Genomic DNA, 16,348 nt, shown 5'->3' on the forward strand with positions numbered 1-16,348 from the left:
CAGCGGTTTATCCGACCCCGGATAGCGGTCCGCGTACGACATGCCGTTTTCAAGTTTGAGCACCCCGCGGGGACATACGGCCGAACAGACCCCGCATCCCACGCAGGAAGACCGGACGATATTTTCGCCCCGCTCGGCGTAGGCTCGCACGTCGATGCCCATTTCGCAATAGGTGGTGCAGTTTCCGCAGGACATGCACTGGCCGCCGTTGGTCGTGATGCGGAACCTGGAGAAAAAGCGCTGGATGATACCCAGCACCGCGGCCATCGGACATCCGAAGCGGCACCAGACCCGGTTTCCGAGGACGGGATAGAACCCTACGCCGATTACGCCTGCGAAGACCGCGCCGATGTAGAAGCCATACCATTGCTTCAGCGGGGCGGAGATGGCACTCAGCGCGCCCGGGGACGTGCTGCTCACCCAAAGCACGGCCGTCGTCAGGATGATCAGCAGGAGCACGGCGTAAATGATCGCCCGCTCGATCTTCCACGAGACGGTGGACTTGGGCGTCAGGTGCCGCCAGGGATCGCCGAGGGTCTCGGCGAGTCCTCCGCAGCCGCATACCCAGGAACAGTACCACCGCTTGCCGTAGAAATAAGTCAGCACGGGTGTGGCGATGAAGGAGCAGACCACGCCCCAGAAAACCATGAACGAGCCCAGGGCGCCGGGACTGTTGACGAGGTAATCCACCGTGCCGGGAAACAGGTAGTCGTACTTCAGCGGCCAGAAATAGCTGAAATAGAACTCCGGCTCGTTCAGGGCGCGGAGGAACTGGGGAAGGACGAAGGCCAGGACCAGCTGGAAGAACATGACCGATATGGTCCGGATGATGTGGTAGCGGTTGTGGCGGTACCGCATGAACATGCGGAAACCGAAGAGCACCACGGCCATGGTGTAAAGGAACCCGTACAGAAACCACTGGTTCGCCGGCTGTCCCGCCAGGACCAGCGACAGCGGTTCGACGAGCGCGATCGCGCGTGCCAGGTATTCGGGCCACCAGTACAGCACGACGTAGAACCCCGTGAGCGCGATGCCCAGCGCCCAGGCTATGGCGCCCCGGTGCGAAGTGTTGCCGAACATGATGCCGTCATGCTTGATGCCGGGCACGGTGTCCTTGTAGGCGAACCAGACGTATCCAATGGTTCCGGCCGACAACAGGCCGAAGGACAGCAGGAATGGCGCCCACGTGCCCGAGAGGGGCGGGCCGAGTAACGAGACGGCGAGGGCGAGAAAGCCCAGTCCGATCACGCCGGCGGAGATCATTCGACCCGGGTTCTTGGGAACCTCGGCCTCGGACGCCGGCTCGCCGAACCCCTCCGTCTCTTCGTCGTAGAAGTACGAGATGGTTTCCGGGTCTATCAACGTCGTTCCAGCGGGCGATGTGCTCATGCGAGTTGCTCCTTTAAAGAGCTTACGATCTCCGTCTCGTGGCGGACGAAAAACTCCGGATCGAAGTTGGCTACTTCCAGGTGATCAAGGACATACGCCACGCTCCGCCGTTCGGCGATCCAGCGTTCGCACACTTCGTGGCGTGCGCGTATTCCCATGAAGTTGAAGGCCTTGATGCACCCGTCGGCACCGACGACGCGGACGGCGTGCCGGTGGGAAGGATGCTCCCAGTAAAGGTGTTGCTCGCCCGGCTGGGGCGTACTCAGGATCATGCCGTAGGTCTGGTACTCCAGGTCGAAGAACTTGGCTGAATTGTACCAGATCCCCGGGTCGTATTCTATTTTCTCCCCGGCCAGCACTTCACCGGCGACCTTGCCCTGCTTCTTGCCCGTGTACCAGACCTGCTGAATCAGGCTGCGGCCTCCGTTCCGGCTGACGATTTCCGCGCAGTCCCCCGCGGCATATATGTCGGGTATGTTCGTGCGGAAGGAATGGTCGACCAGGACGCCCCGGGACGTTTCTATGGGTGTCGACTTGACCAGGTCCGTGTTGGGCGAAACGCCCGGCGTCAGGCCGACCACCTGGCATTCGATCCGATCATCGAACTCGGTGACGACCGCCTCGACCCTTCCCGTACCGTCGTCCACGATTTCCTTCAGATTGGTCTCCCTGATCAGGCCGATACCCTGCTCCTCGATCAGCCGGTTGATCATACCCGACTCTTCCATGGGCAGGATGTTGCACCAGTAGGATGCCTCGCGAATGAGAAACGTGACGTGGATATGCCTTGAATGCAGCATCTCGGCCAGTTCGATGCCGATCAACCCGCCGCCGACGATGACCGCGCGCTTTGCCCGCTCCACGTTCTTATACAACTGCCGCAGGTCTTTCAGGTTGTACAGTCCCTGCACGCCCTCGAGATCCTGTCCGGGCCAGCCAAACTTGTTCGACTTGGCGCCGGTGGCGATAAGCAGTCTGTCGTAGGGCAGCCGCCCGCTACGATGCAGCACCAACTGCTTGTCGTCGATATCGATACCGGTGACCCAGTCCCTTACCAGGTCAAGCCGCTGGTCGCGCCAGAAGCGGTCCTCGAAGGGCTTCGTCGCCTCGTAGGTCATGTGCCCCATGAATATGTACATCAGGGCGGGGCGGGAATAGTGGTAGGCCGATTCACCCGATACCAGCGTGATCTTCCAGTCCGGCTGGAGCTGCCTGAGCCGTGTGGCGGCCGTTACACCGGTTACGCCGTTCCCAATGATCACCGCATGCAATGGTCCACCTCCTGAAGCGATCCCAAAACGATGGTTGTGGTTAACCTGCCTCCGTCAGGCCGTCCGCCCGTAGAACAGCTTCTGTACCTCGGGGCTGTTGCGGACATGGGGCCGGTCCTTGTAGCAGAGCGTGGCGACGTAGCGGGTAATTGGACCCTTGACCGGCGTAACCCGGTGCATGGACCGGTAGCCGACGAAGAGGATCAGCGTACCGGGCTTCACGGCGAGCGTCCGGACGTCGGGGTAGCTGCCGCGCAGTACCTGGTCCACGATATCGTAGCCGTCGCCATCCGCGGGACGTACGTTCGGGGCGTATTCGAAAACGCCGCCCGCTTCAGGCGCCTGAACCATCAGGGTGGTCGTAGCCTCTGATTCGTCGAAGTGCCATCCGTGGTTCTGTCCTTCGCGCATGACGTTAACGGTCAGCGCGGCCAGCGGGTCCGCCATTCGGTAGTATTGTTCCTTGTCGAGTACGTCGGCGACAAAGGACAGAAGCGGATCCCAGGAATACAGCCGGTGCAGGCCGTCGGATGGGCGGATCTGGTCGAAGGCGACCGAATCCAGTTCCGTGGCCTGCAGCCTCCGTCGCGGGTGGTCGGGCGGAAAAGCGTCGTCGTGCTCCTCCAGATAGACATTATGGGGATTCCGGCACGGAAAGGCGTCGGGGGCGGCACGGTCCACCTCGGCCACCATCCGTACCCTGGCCTCCTCCGTGACGAAACCGGGCAGCAGGCAGGCGCTTTGCGCCGCCAGGTCGTCCCTGCACCTCGCGACCAGTACGCTGTACGCCTCCGATCCGGGCCGGTGAATGGGGTAGGTCGTCGCGTCGATGAGGTCCAGCGCCGAATCGTTCAACCCAGGGCTCCCTTTCCGCTTTGCGGTCCCGCCCGGTCCCGCCCGGTCCCGCCTTGACTTCAGCGAACCGTACCGGTAAAATGGACGTTCGTTTTCGACTTTCTTACGCCCGCACCGGCTGCCGCCGCACATGGACGCAGCTGCCTGGCGGAACAACCTCTATCCTCAATATATGGCAATTCCGAGCGATCAAAAAGAAAAGACTGGCCTGGTCCGCCAACTCGGCCTTTTCGACACGACGATGATCATCATCGGCATCGTGATCGGATCGGGAATCTTCCTCACGACCGGCCTGATGGCCAGGGAAATACCGTCCGCGACGCTCATTCTACTGGCCTGGCTGTTCGGCGGCCTGCACGCCCTAGCCGGCGCCCTGGCCTACGGCGAGCTCGGCGCCGCCATGCCCCGGGCGGGCGGCCAGTACGTCTACCTCCGGGAAGCCTACGGTCCGTTCTGCGGTTTTCTGTTCGGCTGGGTGTCCTTCACCATGTACCTGACCGGCATCATCGCCGCCCTCGGCGTGGGATTCGCCGAATACGCGGGGTACTTCATCCCCTCCATCGGGATGGCCAACGTATTCTACGAAACCGAGATCGCCTTTCCCGGCTGGACCTTTCAGTACGTGCTTTCCGCAGGACACCTCACCGCGCTGATCCTGGTCGTCCTGCTCACGGTGGTGAACTATCGCGGTGTCACCTTCAGCAAGTACATCACCAATGTTTCCTCGGTGATCAAGATCGCCGCACTCGGGTTGTTCATCCTTTTCGGCCTCTGGAGCGGGTCCTCGCAGCCGATCGACTTTCGGGTCAACGCGCAGGGAATCGACTTCGGAACCCTGATGGTCGCCTTCGGCGTCGCCCTGATCGCCGTGTCCTGGTCCTTTGCCGGCTGGGAGGAGGTCACCTTCGTCGCCGGCGAGGCCAGGGAGCCCGCGCGGAACCTTCCGCGCGCCCTCGTCCTGGGCACCGCGAGTGTCACCGTGGTCTACCTGCTGGTGAACTACATCTACCTGAAAGCACTGCCGGTCGGGGAAATGGCCGGGGTCGTCCGGGTGGGGGAAGCGGCCGCCAACGTCCTCTTCGGTGAAATCGGCGCCGTACTGCTTTCGGCCGCCATCGTCATATCGATCGTCGGCGCGCTGAACGCCAGCGTCCTGGTGGGGCCCCGCGTCTACTTCGCCATGGCGCGGGACGGGCTGTTCTTCAGGCGGGCGGGCTTGGTACATCCCAGGTACCGCACGCCGGGCCAGGCGGTGATCTTCCAGGCGGCCTGGGCATGCGTACTCACCCTCAGCGGCACCTTCGAAGACCTGATCACCTTCGTCACATTCGCGAATCTCATGCTGTGGATCGCCGGCGCCGCCGCGGTATTCACGTTGCGCAGGAAACGGCCCGACCTGCCCAGGCCCTACAAAACCTGGGGTTACCCGGCCGTCCCCCTGCTGTTCATCGCCGGTTCCGCCGGGATTCTCGTCAACATGCTCTTCGAGACGCCCGTCGAATCCATCGCCGGTCTCGCGCTGACCGCCCTGGGCATCCCCGCCTACCTTTTCCTGCGCAGGCGCACGCGGGCGGCGTCTTAACCGGGCACGAACAGACCAGACTTCCCATGACTGGCCGGCATGCGGCCAACTGCCGCTTTTCTGGTACGAAAGGCCTGCGTCGCCGTGGCTTCCGATCAGGGCACGTAGACTAGGCCGCCCGCGGGGCCGAGGGGCATGCCCATCGCCATCCAGGCCACGAGGAGGAGTGTCCAGATGATGGCGAATACCACGGTATAGGGGAGCATGGTGGAAATCAACGTTCCCATGCCCCCTTTGGGCACAAACTGACGCATGAAAACCAGGATGATCACCAGGTAGGGGTTCAGGGGGGTGATCGTGTTGCTGACGGAGTCGCCGATCCGGTATGCCGCCTGCGTCAGTTCGGGACTGATGCCCACCATCATGAACATGGGTATGAATATGGGCGCGAAGAGGGCGTACTTGGCCGACATGGAACCGATCAGCAGGTTGAATACCAGGGTGACGAGGATGAAGGCGATCATCAGCATCCATGCCGGCATTTGCGCCTGTCCGAGTGCCTGTCCCCCCGCCATCGCCAGCATCTGGCCGAGACCCGAATACTGGAAGTACGCGATGAACTGGGCGGCAAAGAAGGCCAGGACGATGATCGGGGCCATGGTGGCGATCGTTTCGATGAGCAGGCGGGCCGCATCCTTGTCGTTCTTTATGACGCCTACCGAGATCCCGTACACGATACCCGGCAGGAGAAAGCAGAAAAGCAGCAGGGGCACGATGGCCTCCACCCACCGGTCGAACAGATTGCCGGTGCCGTACAGCGGAGCGCCGGGCCACAGGATCATGAACACGATGGCCGAGAGTACCACGCAGAACGCCAGGGACGCCCGGACCATGCCGCGCTTCTCCAGCGCGGTCAACGCGTGCTCGTCCGGCTCTTCCGACGACGCGGGCGCCGGTCCGCCCTCCTCGGGGGACTTGCCCGCCAGGCGCCGCTCGACGAACCAGGCCGTGACGAACCAACCCGCCAGGGTCATGACCACCGTCGACGCGATCATGAAATACCAGTTGCACGTGGCGGCGACCTGGTAGGCCGCGTCGATCGTCTGCGCCCCGGCCGCGGAAAGGCCGGCCAGCAGAGGGTCCAGTCCGGTCACGAACAGATTGGCATTGAATCCCGCGGACACGCCCGCGAAAACGGCGGCCAGCCCGGCCAGCGGGGACCGGCCGACCGCCTTGTACAGCGCCGCCGCCAGCGGCGGCAGTATGACGTAGCCGGCGTCAAGCGTCATGGACGACATGATGCCGATAAACACCATGGCCGGGGTCAGCAACTTGCCCGGGACGGCCAGCATGAACGCCTTGAGCAGGGCGCCGATCATACCCGTCCGCTCCGCCACGCCGATACCCAGCATCCCGACCAGCACGACGCCGAGCGGCGGGAATCGCATGAAGTTCTCCACCATGTTGCCCACGACCCAGAAGAGGCCGTCCCGGGTGAGCAGGCTCGTGGACTTGAAAGTCTTCCCGTTCTCGCGCCACTCCACGCCGGTCGAACCATCTTCCCGGACAACCTGTTCCGGCAGGCGCTGGACCACGGTCCACTCGCCGCGGGCCGCGATATCGGAGAGGACCACGATGAACAGCGCGCCGATCAGAAAGAGCGTCGCAGGATCCGGCAGGCGGTTCCCGACTCGCTCGATGATATCGAGGAATCCGCCGGAACCCGTGGCGCCCGTATAGGGAGGTTGATGCTGGTTATCGGTATTCATGGACTATCACCAATTCTATGGACCTTTTCGTGGTATCTTCAGGCGCGAGGCGCCACAGGCGTGGAGAACCGGTCCTTCCTGCTCATTTCGTAGGTCTCGTCCGCAAAAGGTCGTTCAGGGCGTTCTCCAGGCCGGGATGCCGGAATTCGAAATCCGCTTTCTGCAGGCGTTCGGGTATGACTCGCGCGCTCGCAAGAAGCAGGTCTCTTCCCATTTGGCCGAACAACAGACGGACAACGAAGGCGGGTATCGAAAAGAGGGTCGGACGATGCAGCACCCGACCCAGAATCCGGGTAAACTCCGCGTTGGTGACGGGTTGGGGGGAAACCGCGTTGACGGGACCGGACAGGTCCCCGGATTCCAGGGCAAAATGTATGATGGAAATCAGGTCGTCCCGGGTAATCCAGCTCATGTACTGTCGCCCGTCCCCGACCTTTCCGCCAAGCGCCAGCCGGAAGGGCGTGTGCATGGCGGCCAGTGCGCCTCCCTCTGGAGTCAGCACCATGCCGATGCGCAGGTTTACGACCCGGACCCCGGCGTCGCGGACCGGTTCCGTCGCCGCTTCCCACTGCCTGCATACCTCGGGCAGATAACCGTCCCCCGACGGGGACTCCTCCCCAAGCGGCTCTTCGCCGCGGTTGCCGTAGCATCCGGTTGCCGACGCGGCTACCAGGACCGAAGGGGGCGACGTCATCCCGGCGAGAAACGCACAGAGTTTACGGGTGGTGTCGACGCGGCTGTCCCGTATCCGGTCCTTCTTGGCCCTGGTCCACCGGCCCAGGATCGACTCACCCGCAAGATGGACGACGGCGTCAATGCCGCCTGATTCGTCCCAGTGAAAAATGCCTTCCGAGGTGGACCAGAAGGCCGCGTTCTCGCCGACCAGGTCCCTGGATCTGACCAGGCGAATGACGCGATGGCTCTGCTCCTCGAGTGATGGAATCAGCCGGCGGCCGATCAAACCCGATCCACCGGTAATCAGTATGGTCATAGTGTGGCGAAAGTTAAAACCGCGACCGTGCGGTGTCAAGGTCGGGAAGACCGCGCAACCTCCCAGCCCGGCTATTGTGGTTTGACTCGTTCAGAGGTTTCCCGTAGTATCCAGAAAGAGCGGTACCGAATTAGATCCCAAGCCCGGTAACGTCACGACCGGATACAACTTGATTTGACGGGAAACAGAGACTGGAGAACCGAATTCCCATGCATGTCTACCGGTTGCGGCGTACGCAGATTCTGCCCGTATCCCTGGATACCGCCTGGGATTTCCTGTGTCGTCCGGAACATCTGCGCGACCTGACTCCGCCGGGTGTCGGCCTGACCGTGACTTCCGATCTTCCGGACCGGATGTACCCCGGGCTCATCATCACGTACCGGCTCGGGCTCTACTCGATGTTCTACTTTAACTGGGTTACGGAAATTACTCAGGCAGAACCACTTAGGTATTTCATTGATGAACAGCGATCAGGCCCTTACAAGTTCTGGCATCACGAACACCGGCTGCGGTCCACGGAGCACGGCGTGGAAATGACCGACCTTATCCATTATGCCTTGCCATTTGGATTTCTGGGCCGTATGGTACATGCAGCGATCGTTAAAAACCAACTGAACGCAATTTTCGACTACCGTCGTGAAGTGCTGTCCGAGAAATTCGGTGGTCCCGTTCGCTGAGTTCCCTGGTCCCTGACCTCAACCACGACAGGTACTCCCCGATCTTCCCCTGAACCATGACCGACCTTATCATCGTCCTGCTGCTGGTCGCGTTCAACGGCTTTTTCGTGGCCGCGGAATTCGCCCTGGTGAAGATACGCCTGTCTGAAATCGAGGTGCTGGCGAAGGACGGCAGCCGAACGGCGCAGATCGTTCGTAACATCCTGCACAGCCTTGACACTTACCTCTCTTCGTGTCAACTGGGGGTAACACTCGGAAGCCTTGGGCTCGGCTGGTTCAGCGAACGGACCGTGGCCACGCTGCTCGAACCACTCGTACTTTCCCTGGGTTTCTCCGCAGAGTCCTCCCACCTCATTGCGATTCCGATCGCCTTCGTAATCATGACCTTCCTGCTGATCACGGCGGGGGAGCTTGTCCCAAAATTCGTCGCACTGCAGAAGTACCGGCAGGTGGCCCTGGCCATCGGGATTCCGCTCGTCGTCTTCTACAAGGTGTTCCGGCCATTCATCTGGTTGCTGAACGTCAGTGCCAACCTCATGCTGAGGTGCCTGGGTATACGCATCTCGAACGAGCAAGGTGGATCCATCACCGAGCCCGAATTACGAATGACCCTGGTTACCATGGTGGCTGGAGGCCAGGTCAGCCGGCGGGAACGGCGGATCATGGAAAACGTGCTCGATCTGGAAGAGAAAGTCGCACGCCGGTACATGCTTCCCCGTAACCAGATCGTCTACCTGAACCAGAACGATGAAAAGGAAACGAAGCTACGTGTCGTGGCCGAGTCGGGACATACACGCTTCCCGCTGTGCAACGAGGACCTGGACCAGATCGTCGGGATCATACACGTCAAGGACTTGTTTCGAAACCTGTTCGACGAACAGGGTGTCTCCAGCCTGGAAGAGATCGCACGGGATCCGCTGTTCCTCCCCGAGACCATCAGGCTGGACGCGCTGCTCCTGGAGTTCCAGCGCCGCAACACCATGCTTGCCGTCCTGGTGGACGAGTTCGGTACGGTTTCCGGGATGATCACGCTGGAGAACGTCCTGGAGGAACTGGTAGGCCCCATTCAGGACGAGTTCGACAGTGAAGCGCCGCTCATCGTGCGGACGGGACCCCACCGCTTCGAGGTCGAGGCCAGTTGCCCAATCGACCAGGTCATCCGTGCCTGCGGACTGGAACTACCCGATGAACTGACCTCGGATACCATGGGCGGGGTCATGATCGAACTGCTGGGGCACATCCCCAGACAAGGGGAACAGGTCCGTGCCGGCGCGCACCTGATGACGGCCCTGCGCGTGGAACCGACCCGCGTCCAGCGGCTCAGGATCGATCGGATGGCCGGTTCGGAAGAAAACGAAGCTGGAGACAGCTAAAGGGAAAATGCTACGCCGTCCCACGTACCGAGAGGGGATTGCGCTTCGGAGCTGCCGTGCTACTCAACCTGGCCTAAGCGATCCGGGGCGGAAGCCACGTCCAGTTTACTTCGCGTCTCGGCGGGCAGATTCCAGCCCACCCCACCGCATACCTCCTCCACGTGCTCCGGCAGATCCGGCCCCGTCATGGCAGCCGTCACCTCGGAATGATCCAGGATCCACGCGAAAGCGACCTGCGCGGGGGTTCTGCCAAGCTCTGTCGCGACGTCGATCAGCGTGGCGATGAGCTGATCGACGCCCGGGGTCATGACCTTTCTGAACCGTTCGATATCCTTCGCCCAGATTGATCCCGCGGGAGGGTTCTCACCCCGCCGGCACCGGCCCGAAAGCAGACCGACGGCAATGGGACTGTACGTCATCATCCCCAGTCCGTGCTGGCGGCACCGGTCGAGGATCTCGGTCTCCACGCCGGATCGATGAATCAGGTTGTAGTGGTTCTGCAGGCAGACCGGCGTCGCAAAGCCGTGCTTGTCGGCCACCCACAGCGCCTCGACGACCTGCGCCGCCGTGTAGTTGCACATGCCGATATACCGGGCCTTGCCCTGCCTTACCACGTCGTTCATGGCGTCCAGCGTTTCATCCAGGGGCGTATCCGGATCGAAGTGGTGCAGGAGATAGAGATCGATATGATCCAGTCCGAGGCGTTTCAGTGAGCGGTCGATCTCCCGCATGATATGATAACGGGAGGTACCCTTATCGTTTGGCCCCGGCCCGATTTCGCTCCAGACCTTGCTGGTGATCACCAGGTTGTCCCGTTTGTCCTTCATGCCGGCCAGGGCCTTGCCGAGCACCTCCTCGCACCTGCCCCCGAAGTAGAAGTTGGCACAGTCGATGAAGTTGATTCCAAGATCCACCGCCGTTTCGATCGTGCGGATGCAGGTCTTCTCGTCCGTCTCGCCGGCCCAGAAACCTCGGAAAGCCGTGCCAAGGCAGATGGGAGACACGCGCACGCCGCAACGTCCAAGTTGGCGGTATTCCATATAAACTCCGGAGAATCTGTTCCTTACGTACCCGCAGGTGTCCCGTGCCGGAACAGGCGCGCATTCAGGATTTCCACGAACATCGAAAACGCGATGGCGACAAGCAGGTACTCATTTTCGAAATCCAACCCGGACAAATCCAGGACAAACTTCAGGCCGATCAGGGCCAGTGCGCCGATTGCCAGCGTCTTGATTCGACTTCCGCGCAACCGCATGTTCACGAACTCCACGATTACACTGAAGGCGATCGCGGTGTACAGATAGGCCTTCTCGACGTGGATGTCCACGCCTTCCAGCATGAGCGCTATTCCGATCAGTACCAGGAAGCTCAGCGCCAGCAGTTTGACACTCGGATAGGCGTCCACGAATTCGCCGATCGTCCGGGCAGCCAGCATCATGACCAGGATGGCGATCACGATCGCGAGCACCATGACGGGCAAGTAGTCCGCCGCCATGCCGACGGCCACGATGACGGAATCCAGCGAGAAAATGATGTCCATCAGTGCGATCTGGATCAGGATACCGGCATAGGAACTCGCGCGGAACGTATGTTCCGGCTCCGCGTGTACATGAAACATATGGCGGATTTCATGCACCGCTTTGACGAGCAGGAACAGGCCGCCGACCAGCATGATGATGTCGCGGCCCGATATCTCCTCGTTAAACATCGTAAACAGCGGGTGGGTAAGACGGACGATCCAGGTGAGGGTAAACAGGAGGCAGAGCCGCGTGATCATGGCCAGCGCAAGGCCATAGATCCGGGCCCGTTGCCTCCGGTGGGCTTCCAGGCGGCCGACCAGGATCGTGATGACGACGATGTTATCGATGCCGAGTACGATCTCGACACTCGCGAGGGTCGCAAGGAGGATCCAGGCCTCGGGCTCGTAAATCCAGGACATCATGCTTGGCAGGCCGCCTTGATCATGCGTAACGGGTGATTCGGACAAAAGCTACTTAATATAGCGGAACGGCATTAAATTAAAAGCACAAACTTGGTTGGCTCAACAGGTGGTGCATTCCTGCAATTTTCTTGACAGAAACCGACCCGCCGGCGTTTATGACATAGTTTGATTCCCTCATCCGGTATAACATCGTACAAGAGCCATCCGGCCATGAAAGAAAGCGGATCAGTAGCCGCATCTCCAATCAGTCTCATCGACTGCGACCTGCACCACGGTGTCGTGGAAATCGGAGACCTCTTCCCTTATCTCCCCGGTCATTACGTGGAATACGTGAAGGACTTCGGGTCCATGATGCCCGGCCTTGTTTATACCAATCTTCCGAAGGGCGGCTGCCGGGCCGAACTCTGGGAACACACCGAAACCCATCCCAGCAGCAACATCGAACTGGCCCGCAAGCACCATCTCGATGAATACGGCATCGATGTCGCCCTGTTGACCGGGGTAACAGTGTACGGAGCGGCGGTGCACCCGGACGCCGACTTCGGCGCCGCCATGTGCCGGGCCTTCAACGACTGGACCCTGGAGACCTGGATCAAGGCGGACGGGCGGTTCCGGGCGTCGGCAGCGATCGCGCCGTCCGACCCGAAGCAGGCGGCCGCGGAGATCCGGCGGATCGGAGACAGGCCCGAGGTGCTCCAGGTCATCATGCCCGCCGGGGGGGCGCATGCCCTTCGGGAACCGGTTCTACGACCCGATCTACGAAGCGGCGCAGGAGTGTCGGCTTCCCATGTGCGTGCACTTCGGCGTGGAGGGCGCCGGTTTTGCCAATGCGCCTACGGCCGCGGGGTACCCGTCCTACTATCTGGAAATGCGCATGGCCCGGCCCCAGATCGCCATGGCGCACGTCTCGAGCCTGATCTGCGAAGGCACGTTCGAGAAATTCCCCGGTCTGAAGTTCCTCTTCATCGAGCACGATACCTTCTGGGTACCGGGGCTGATGTGGCACATGGACACCGACTGGAAGGCGGTCCGCGACTACACGCCCTGGGTCAAGCGGCTACCCAGCGAGTATATACGGGACCACGTCAGGTTCGGATGCCAGCCCATGGAACAGCCGCCGACCCGTCAGGACCTGAGGACCTTCCTCGACTGGCTGCACGCGGACGAAATTCTCGTGTACGCGAGCGACTATCCCCACTGGGACTGGGAATCGCCGGACTCGGTGCTTCCCGGCGTGGATGCGGGGTTGAAGCGCAGGGTGTTCGTGGATACGGCGCGGGAACTGTACAGCCTGGACGACCAGGGAAACCCCACCAGATGAGCGAGCGATACGAAGTCGCCGCCGTGGATGAACTGCCTCCCGGCGAGCGGCGAATCGTCCCCGCGGGCGGACGCGGCGGGATCGGCGTGTTCAACATAGGCGGCCGATACTACGCCCTGCGGAACCGTTGTCCGCACAAGGGCGGGCCGATCTGCCTCGGTCGCCTGAGGCCCCATGTAACGGCGGATGAAGTATATACGGTCGATCACCACGAGAAGCAGGTCCTGAAGTGCGCCTGGCACCAGTGGGAATTCGACCTCGCGACCGGCCAGGCGCTCTACGATCCCCGCATGCGGGTCAAGACCTACCGGGTGGAGATCGAAGCGGGCAAGGTGATCCTGTACCTGGAGTGACCGGAATCACTGGTCGGGAAAGAAGGAGACTTGCCGTGAAAATCCGGTTCTCCATTGCGCTCCTCTCCGCGTTTTGCATTGCCTGCACGGCCGCATTGGCCTGGCCGGACACGGAGTCGCCCGCTTCCTACACCAATTCCATCGGCATTCCGCTTCCTCCCGACGCGGCCCCGCCCGAGTACCAGGTCTTCACCAGTTTCAAGGCCGAAAACCGCTACCTGGATATGGCCACCTCCCACTACCAGGTGATCGGCCACGATTACGCGCTGGTCAACGAACCCCTGGTACGCATGGACCGGGATTACAACCTGCTGCCGGCCGCCGCGAGCCGGTGGGAGGCGTCCGACGACGGGCTCACCTGGACGTTTCACCTGCAACCCGACCTCATCTTCGCCGACGGACATCCCCTTACGGCTTACGACTTCGAGGACACCTTCAAGCGGTGGGCGGACCCTGCCACGGGATTCGACCTCGAATGGTTCTACCAGTCGATCAGGAACTGGGGCGAGGTCGTTGCAGCCCAACTACCCATCGATTCGCTGGGGGTAAGGGCGCTCGACGACCACGCCATCGCTTTCTCGACCGAGCAACCCACGCCCTACCTGCCCCTGATCCTGACCTTCAGCTGGGTGACGCCCACGCACCTTTTCGAGAAACACGGTCCGGGCTGGTCGACACGGCCGGAAACGCTGCTGGGCAGCGGCCCGTTCAGGCTGTTGGAATGGTCGAAGCTGGACCGGATTGTGCTGGTGCCGAATCCCCACTACCGGGGACCCCACAAACCATATCTCGAAAAAGTGGTCTCGAAGCTCTTCAACGCCGCGGTACCTCCGCCGATGTTGTCGTCTTACGAGGCGGGCGCGGTGGACCTGGCCTCCCTGACGAACCAGGCGGAAATCAACCGCGTTAAGCACGATGCAGGGCTCAGGGACCAGCTCGTCACCTATTCGGCCTTCGGGACCACCTACCTGATGATGGACACCTTCAAGCCGCCTTTCGACGATCTCCGGGTGCGGCAGGCATTCAGCCACGCCATCGATACCGAAGCGCTGGTCGAGTCCGCCCTCCAGGGCGTCGCCGTTCCCGCGGTGTCCATGTTGCCCGCCGGGTTTCCCGCGGCCAATCCCGGGGAACTTGCGCCTGTTCAGCGATACGATCCGGGCCTGGCGCGCCGGCTGCTCGCGGAAGCCGGCTATCCGGACGGAAGAGGGTTTCCGCAGACGGTGATGTGGATCAGGGGAGCCAATCTACAGGGGGGACAAGCGCCCCAGGCGGTACAGGCCATGCTGAAGCGCAATCTGAACCTGGATATCGGCGTGCAGAACACCGAGGCCAAACTGTTCATGGAAACCATGTACCAGGGAAACATCGCCTTCGCCATGATCCCCTACGGGTACGACTACATGGATCCCAGCAATCTGCTCGGTATCTGGCTTTCGACGGGCCGCCATGCCTGGTTCAACCAGCGCTTCGAATCCGTCATGGCGGAGGCCAATCACCTGATCGGCGACCCGGAAAGACGTTTAGCGCTCTACGAGGAGGCCGAACGCATCGTGGTCGAGGACGTGGCCGGCGTGTTCCTGTGGCACAGTCAGCACAACGAACTCTGGAAGCCTTACCTGCGCACCGAAGCCCTCGAGCGGAACGAGCGGGGTGGTTACGCGATTCGTGTCGACAAGCATCTCAACCTGTCGACGACGCTTTACGTCACGGAGGAGGTCGTGAGGGACGGGGCCGCCGAGGACCGGGACGAGGGATTCTGGGACTGGCTCTTCAGATCCGGCCGTTGAAGATCTACGAGCGCTTGAAAACCTCCCCGGCCGCGGCTACACCCACACCTTCTTCCACCTCCCATCCCATCTTGTTCAGAGTCTGTTCCACCGCTGATATCGTACGCAGCACATGCCCGGGCACGGCCATGAAGCCCATGGTGCCGATCCGGGCAAGGCTGCTGAGCGCGATGCCGTGCTCTTCGAAGAGGATCCGATTCAACTCGGCCGCGTCGAGGTGGTCCGGCAGGGCAATGCGGGTCGCCACGGGTGCGGCCGACTCCTCGGTCGCGGCTACGATACCGAGACCCAGGGCGCCTAACGCCGCGTGCACCGCCCTGGACGCGACGTACTGGCGGCGGTAGACCTTTTCCGGGCCCTCGTCCATAATGGCCTTCAGCGAGGCGTGCAGCCCCACGACCAGGGTGTAGGACGCATGAGGGCCGTGGACGGGCCAGTCCCGCGGATGGGGTTTTTGCGCGCGTGGAACGCTTCCCTTTTCGAGGGTGTCGTACCCCATCGCGGCGCCTCCTTCCATGCCGTAGCGCCGCCAGGAGTGGAGATCAAGGCACATGGCGCGCGGTGCGCGGCGCAGGTTTTCGATCTTGTCCCAGGCCTTTTCGCTGGCCACCACGATCGCCAGGCCCTGGGGCGCGTTCAGGCACTTCTGGGTCGTGGTGACGAGCAAGTCGATGCCCCAATCGTCGACGCGCACCTCGACCCCTCCGAAGGACGACACGCAGTCCACCATGTAGATCACGTGGGGAAACTCGTCCTTCAGCATGCGCCCGATGGCCTCGATGGGATTCAGCGTGCCTGTCGTGGTCTCGCAGTGGACCAGCGCGACCTGCCTGATTGCCGGATCGCCGAGCAGGTGCCCGCGGATCGTCTCCGGGTCGACCGGCTGTCCTTCCTCGAGGGCGATCTCGGTCGTATCACCGCCCGCGAACCTGGCGAGCTCGGTCAGCAGCCGGCCGAAGACGCCGGTCTGGACCGTCAGCACGTGATCACCGGACTCCACGGTGCCGAGCATGGCCGCTTCCAGGCCGTACACGGCGGATCCCGGTATGAGCATGGGGCCGTTCCCGGTATGCATCAACTCCTTGAGCATGAGGC

14 protein-coding genes and 1 pseudogene are annotated in these 16,348 nt (G+C 61.9%); 6 read left to right on the forward strand and 9 right to left on the reverse strand.

Going from position 1 to position 16,348, the window contains the following annotated elements; genetic code table 11:
* The 3 genes from OXG98_08695 to OXG98_08705 all read right to left on the reverse strand — a co-directional run.
* The coding region (locus OXG98_08695; protein MCY3772084.1) for a 4Fe-4S binding protein at nt 1-1,389 on the reverse strand (1,389 nt) is incomplete at its 3' end.
* Nucleotides 1,386-2,651, reverse strand: a complete 1,266-nt coding sequence (locus OXG98_08700) for an FAD/NAD(P)-binding oxidoreductase (protein ID MCY3772085.1) — start codon at nt 2,649-2,651, stop codon at nt 1,386-1,388. The genes OXG98_08700 and OXG98_08695, both read right to left, overlap by 4 nt.
* A 63-nt stretch (nt 2,652-2,714) precedes the next feature.
* On the reverse strand, nt 2,715-3,515 hold the full coding sequence (locus OXG98_08705) for a hypothetical protein (protein MCY3772086.1): 801 nt from the start codon (nt 3,513-3,515) through the stop codon (nt 2,715-2,717).
* Between the two features lie 130 nt (nt 3,516-3,645).
* On the opposite strand from OXG98_08705, the gene OXG98_08710 reads away from it, so the two are divergent.
* Nucleotides 3,646-5,097: an amino acid permease gene (locus tag OXG98_08710; protein ID MCY3772087.1), complete on the forward strand. Its 1,452-nt coding sequence runs from the start codon at nt 3,646-3,648 to the stop codon at nt 5,095-5,097.
* 95 nt (nt 5,098-5,192) lie between these two features.
* On the opposite strand, the gene OXG98_08715 is transcribed toward OXG98_08710, so the two are convergent.
* Nucleotides 5,193-6,806 (reverse strand): AbgT family transporter, encoded by a 1,614-nt coding sequence (locus tag OXG98_08715; protein ID MCY3772088.1) that lies wholly within the window; start codon nt 6,804-6,806, stop codon nt 5,193-5,195.
* An 82-nt stretch (nt 6,807-6,888) separates the two neighbouring features.
* A complete protein-coding gene (locus OXG98_08720; protein ID MCY3772089.1) occupies nt 6,889-7,797 on the reverse strand; it encodes a TIGR01777 family oxidoreductase in 909 nt (302 codons plus the stop codon).
* Between the two features lie 209 nt (nt 7,798-8,006).
* On the opposite strand from OXG98_08720, the gene OXG98_08725 reads away from it, so the two are divergent.
* Together OXG98_08725 and OXG98_08730 are read left to right on the forward strand one after the other, a co-directional pair.
* Nucleotides 8,007-8,474: an SRPBCC family protein gene (locus OXG98_08725; GenBank protein MCY3772090.1), complete on the forward strand. Its 468-nt coding sequence runs from the start codon at nt 8,007-8,009 to the stop codon at nt 8,472-8,474.
* 56 nt (nt 8,475-8,530) lie between these two features.
* Entirely contained in the window at nt 8,531-9,847 is a 1,317-nt protein-coding gene (locus tag OXG98_08730) for a hemolysin family protein (protein MCY3772091.1), read from the forward strand.
* 59 nt (nt 9,848-9,906) lie between these two features.
* Here OXG98_08730 and OXG98_08735 read toward each other — a convergent pair whose 3' ends face one another.
* The 3 genes and pseudogenes from OXG98_08735 to OXG98_08745 form a co-directional block, all read right to left on the reverse strand.
* The gene (locus OXG98_08735) at nt 9,907-10,887 is read right to left on the reverse strand and encodes an aldo/keto reductase (protein MCY3772092.1); all 981 of its coding nucleotides are present in this window, start codon (nt 10,885-10,887) and stop codon (nt 9,907-9,909) included.
* A 203-nt stretch (nt 10,888-11,090) separates the two neighbouring features.
* Nucleotides 11,091-11,789 (reverse strand): annotated as a pseudogene (locus tag OXG98_08740) (TerC family protein).
* 225 nt (nt 11,790-12,014) lie between these two features.
* Nucleotides 12,015-12,251 carry a hypothetical protein gene (locus OXG98_08745; GenBank protein ID MCY3772093.1) on the reverse strand — a complete coding sequence of 79 codons (237 nt, stop codon included), beginning with the start codon at nt 12,249-12,251 and terminating at the stop codon, nt 12,015-12,017.
* Between the two features lie 262 nt (nt 12,252-12,513).
* Here OXG98_08745 and OXG98_08750 point away from each other — a divergent pair, with 262 nt between their 5' ends.
* Genes OXG98_08750 through OXG98_08760 form a run of 3 tightly spaced genes read left to right on the forward strand, consistent with a single transcriptional unit; the run spans nt 12,514 to nt 15,253 of the window.
* Nucleotides 12,514-13,110: an amidohydrolase family protein gene (locus OXG98_08750; GenBank protein ID MCY3772094.1), complete on the forward strand. Its 597-nt coding sequence runs from the start codon at nt 12,514-12,516 to the stop codon at nt 13,108-13,110.
* Complete coding sequence (locus OXG98_08755) at nt 13,107-13,463, forward strand: Rieske (2Fe-2S) protein (GenBank protein MCY3772095.1); 357 nt, start codon at nt 13,107-13,109, stop codon at nt 13,461-13,463. Before OXG98_08750 ends, OXG98_08755 begins: the two co-directional genes overlap by 4 nt.
* Nucleotides 13,464-13,498: 35 nt before the next feature.
* Entirely contained in the window at nt 13,499-15,253 is a 1,755-nt protein-coding gene (locus OXG98_08760) for a peptide ABC transporter substrate-binding protein (GenBank protein ID MCY3772096.1), read from the forward strand.
* Between the two features lie 4 nt (nt 15,254-15,257).
* On the opposite strand, the gene OXG98_08765 is transcribed toward OXG98_08760, so the two are convergent.
* Nucleotides 15,258-16,348, reverse strand: a 1,091-nt coding sequence (locus OXG98_08765) for an aminotransferase class V-fold PLP-dependent enzyme (GenBank protein ID MCY3772097.1), incomplete at its 5' end; no start/stop codon positions are given.

The sequence above is a fragment of the Gemmatimonadota bacterium genome, from assembly GCA_026706345.1.
Classification (GTDB): domain Bacteria; phylum JAAXHH01; class JAAXHH01; order JAAXHH01; family JAAXHH01; genus JAAXHH01.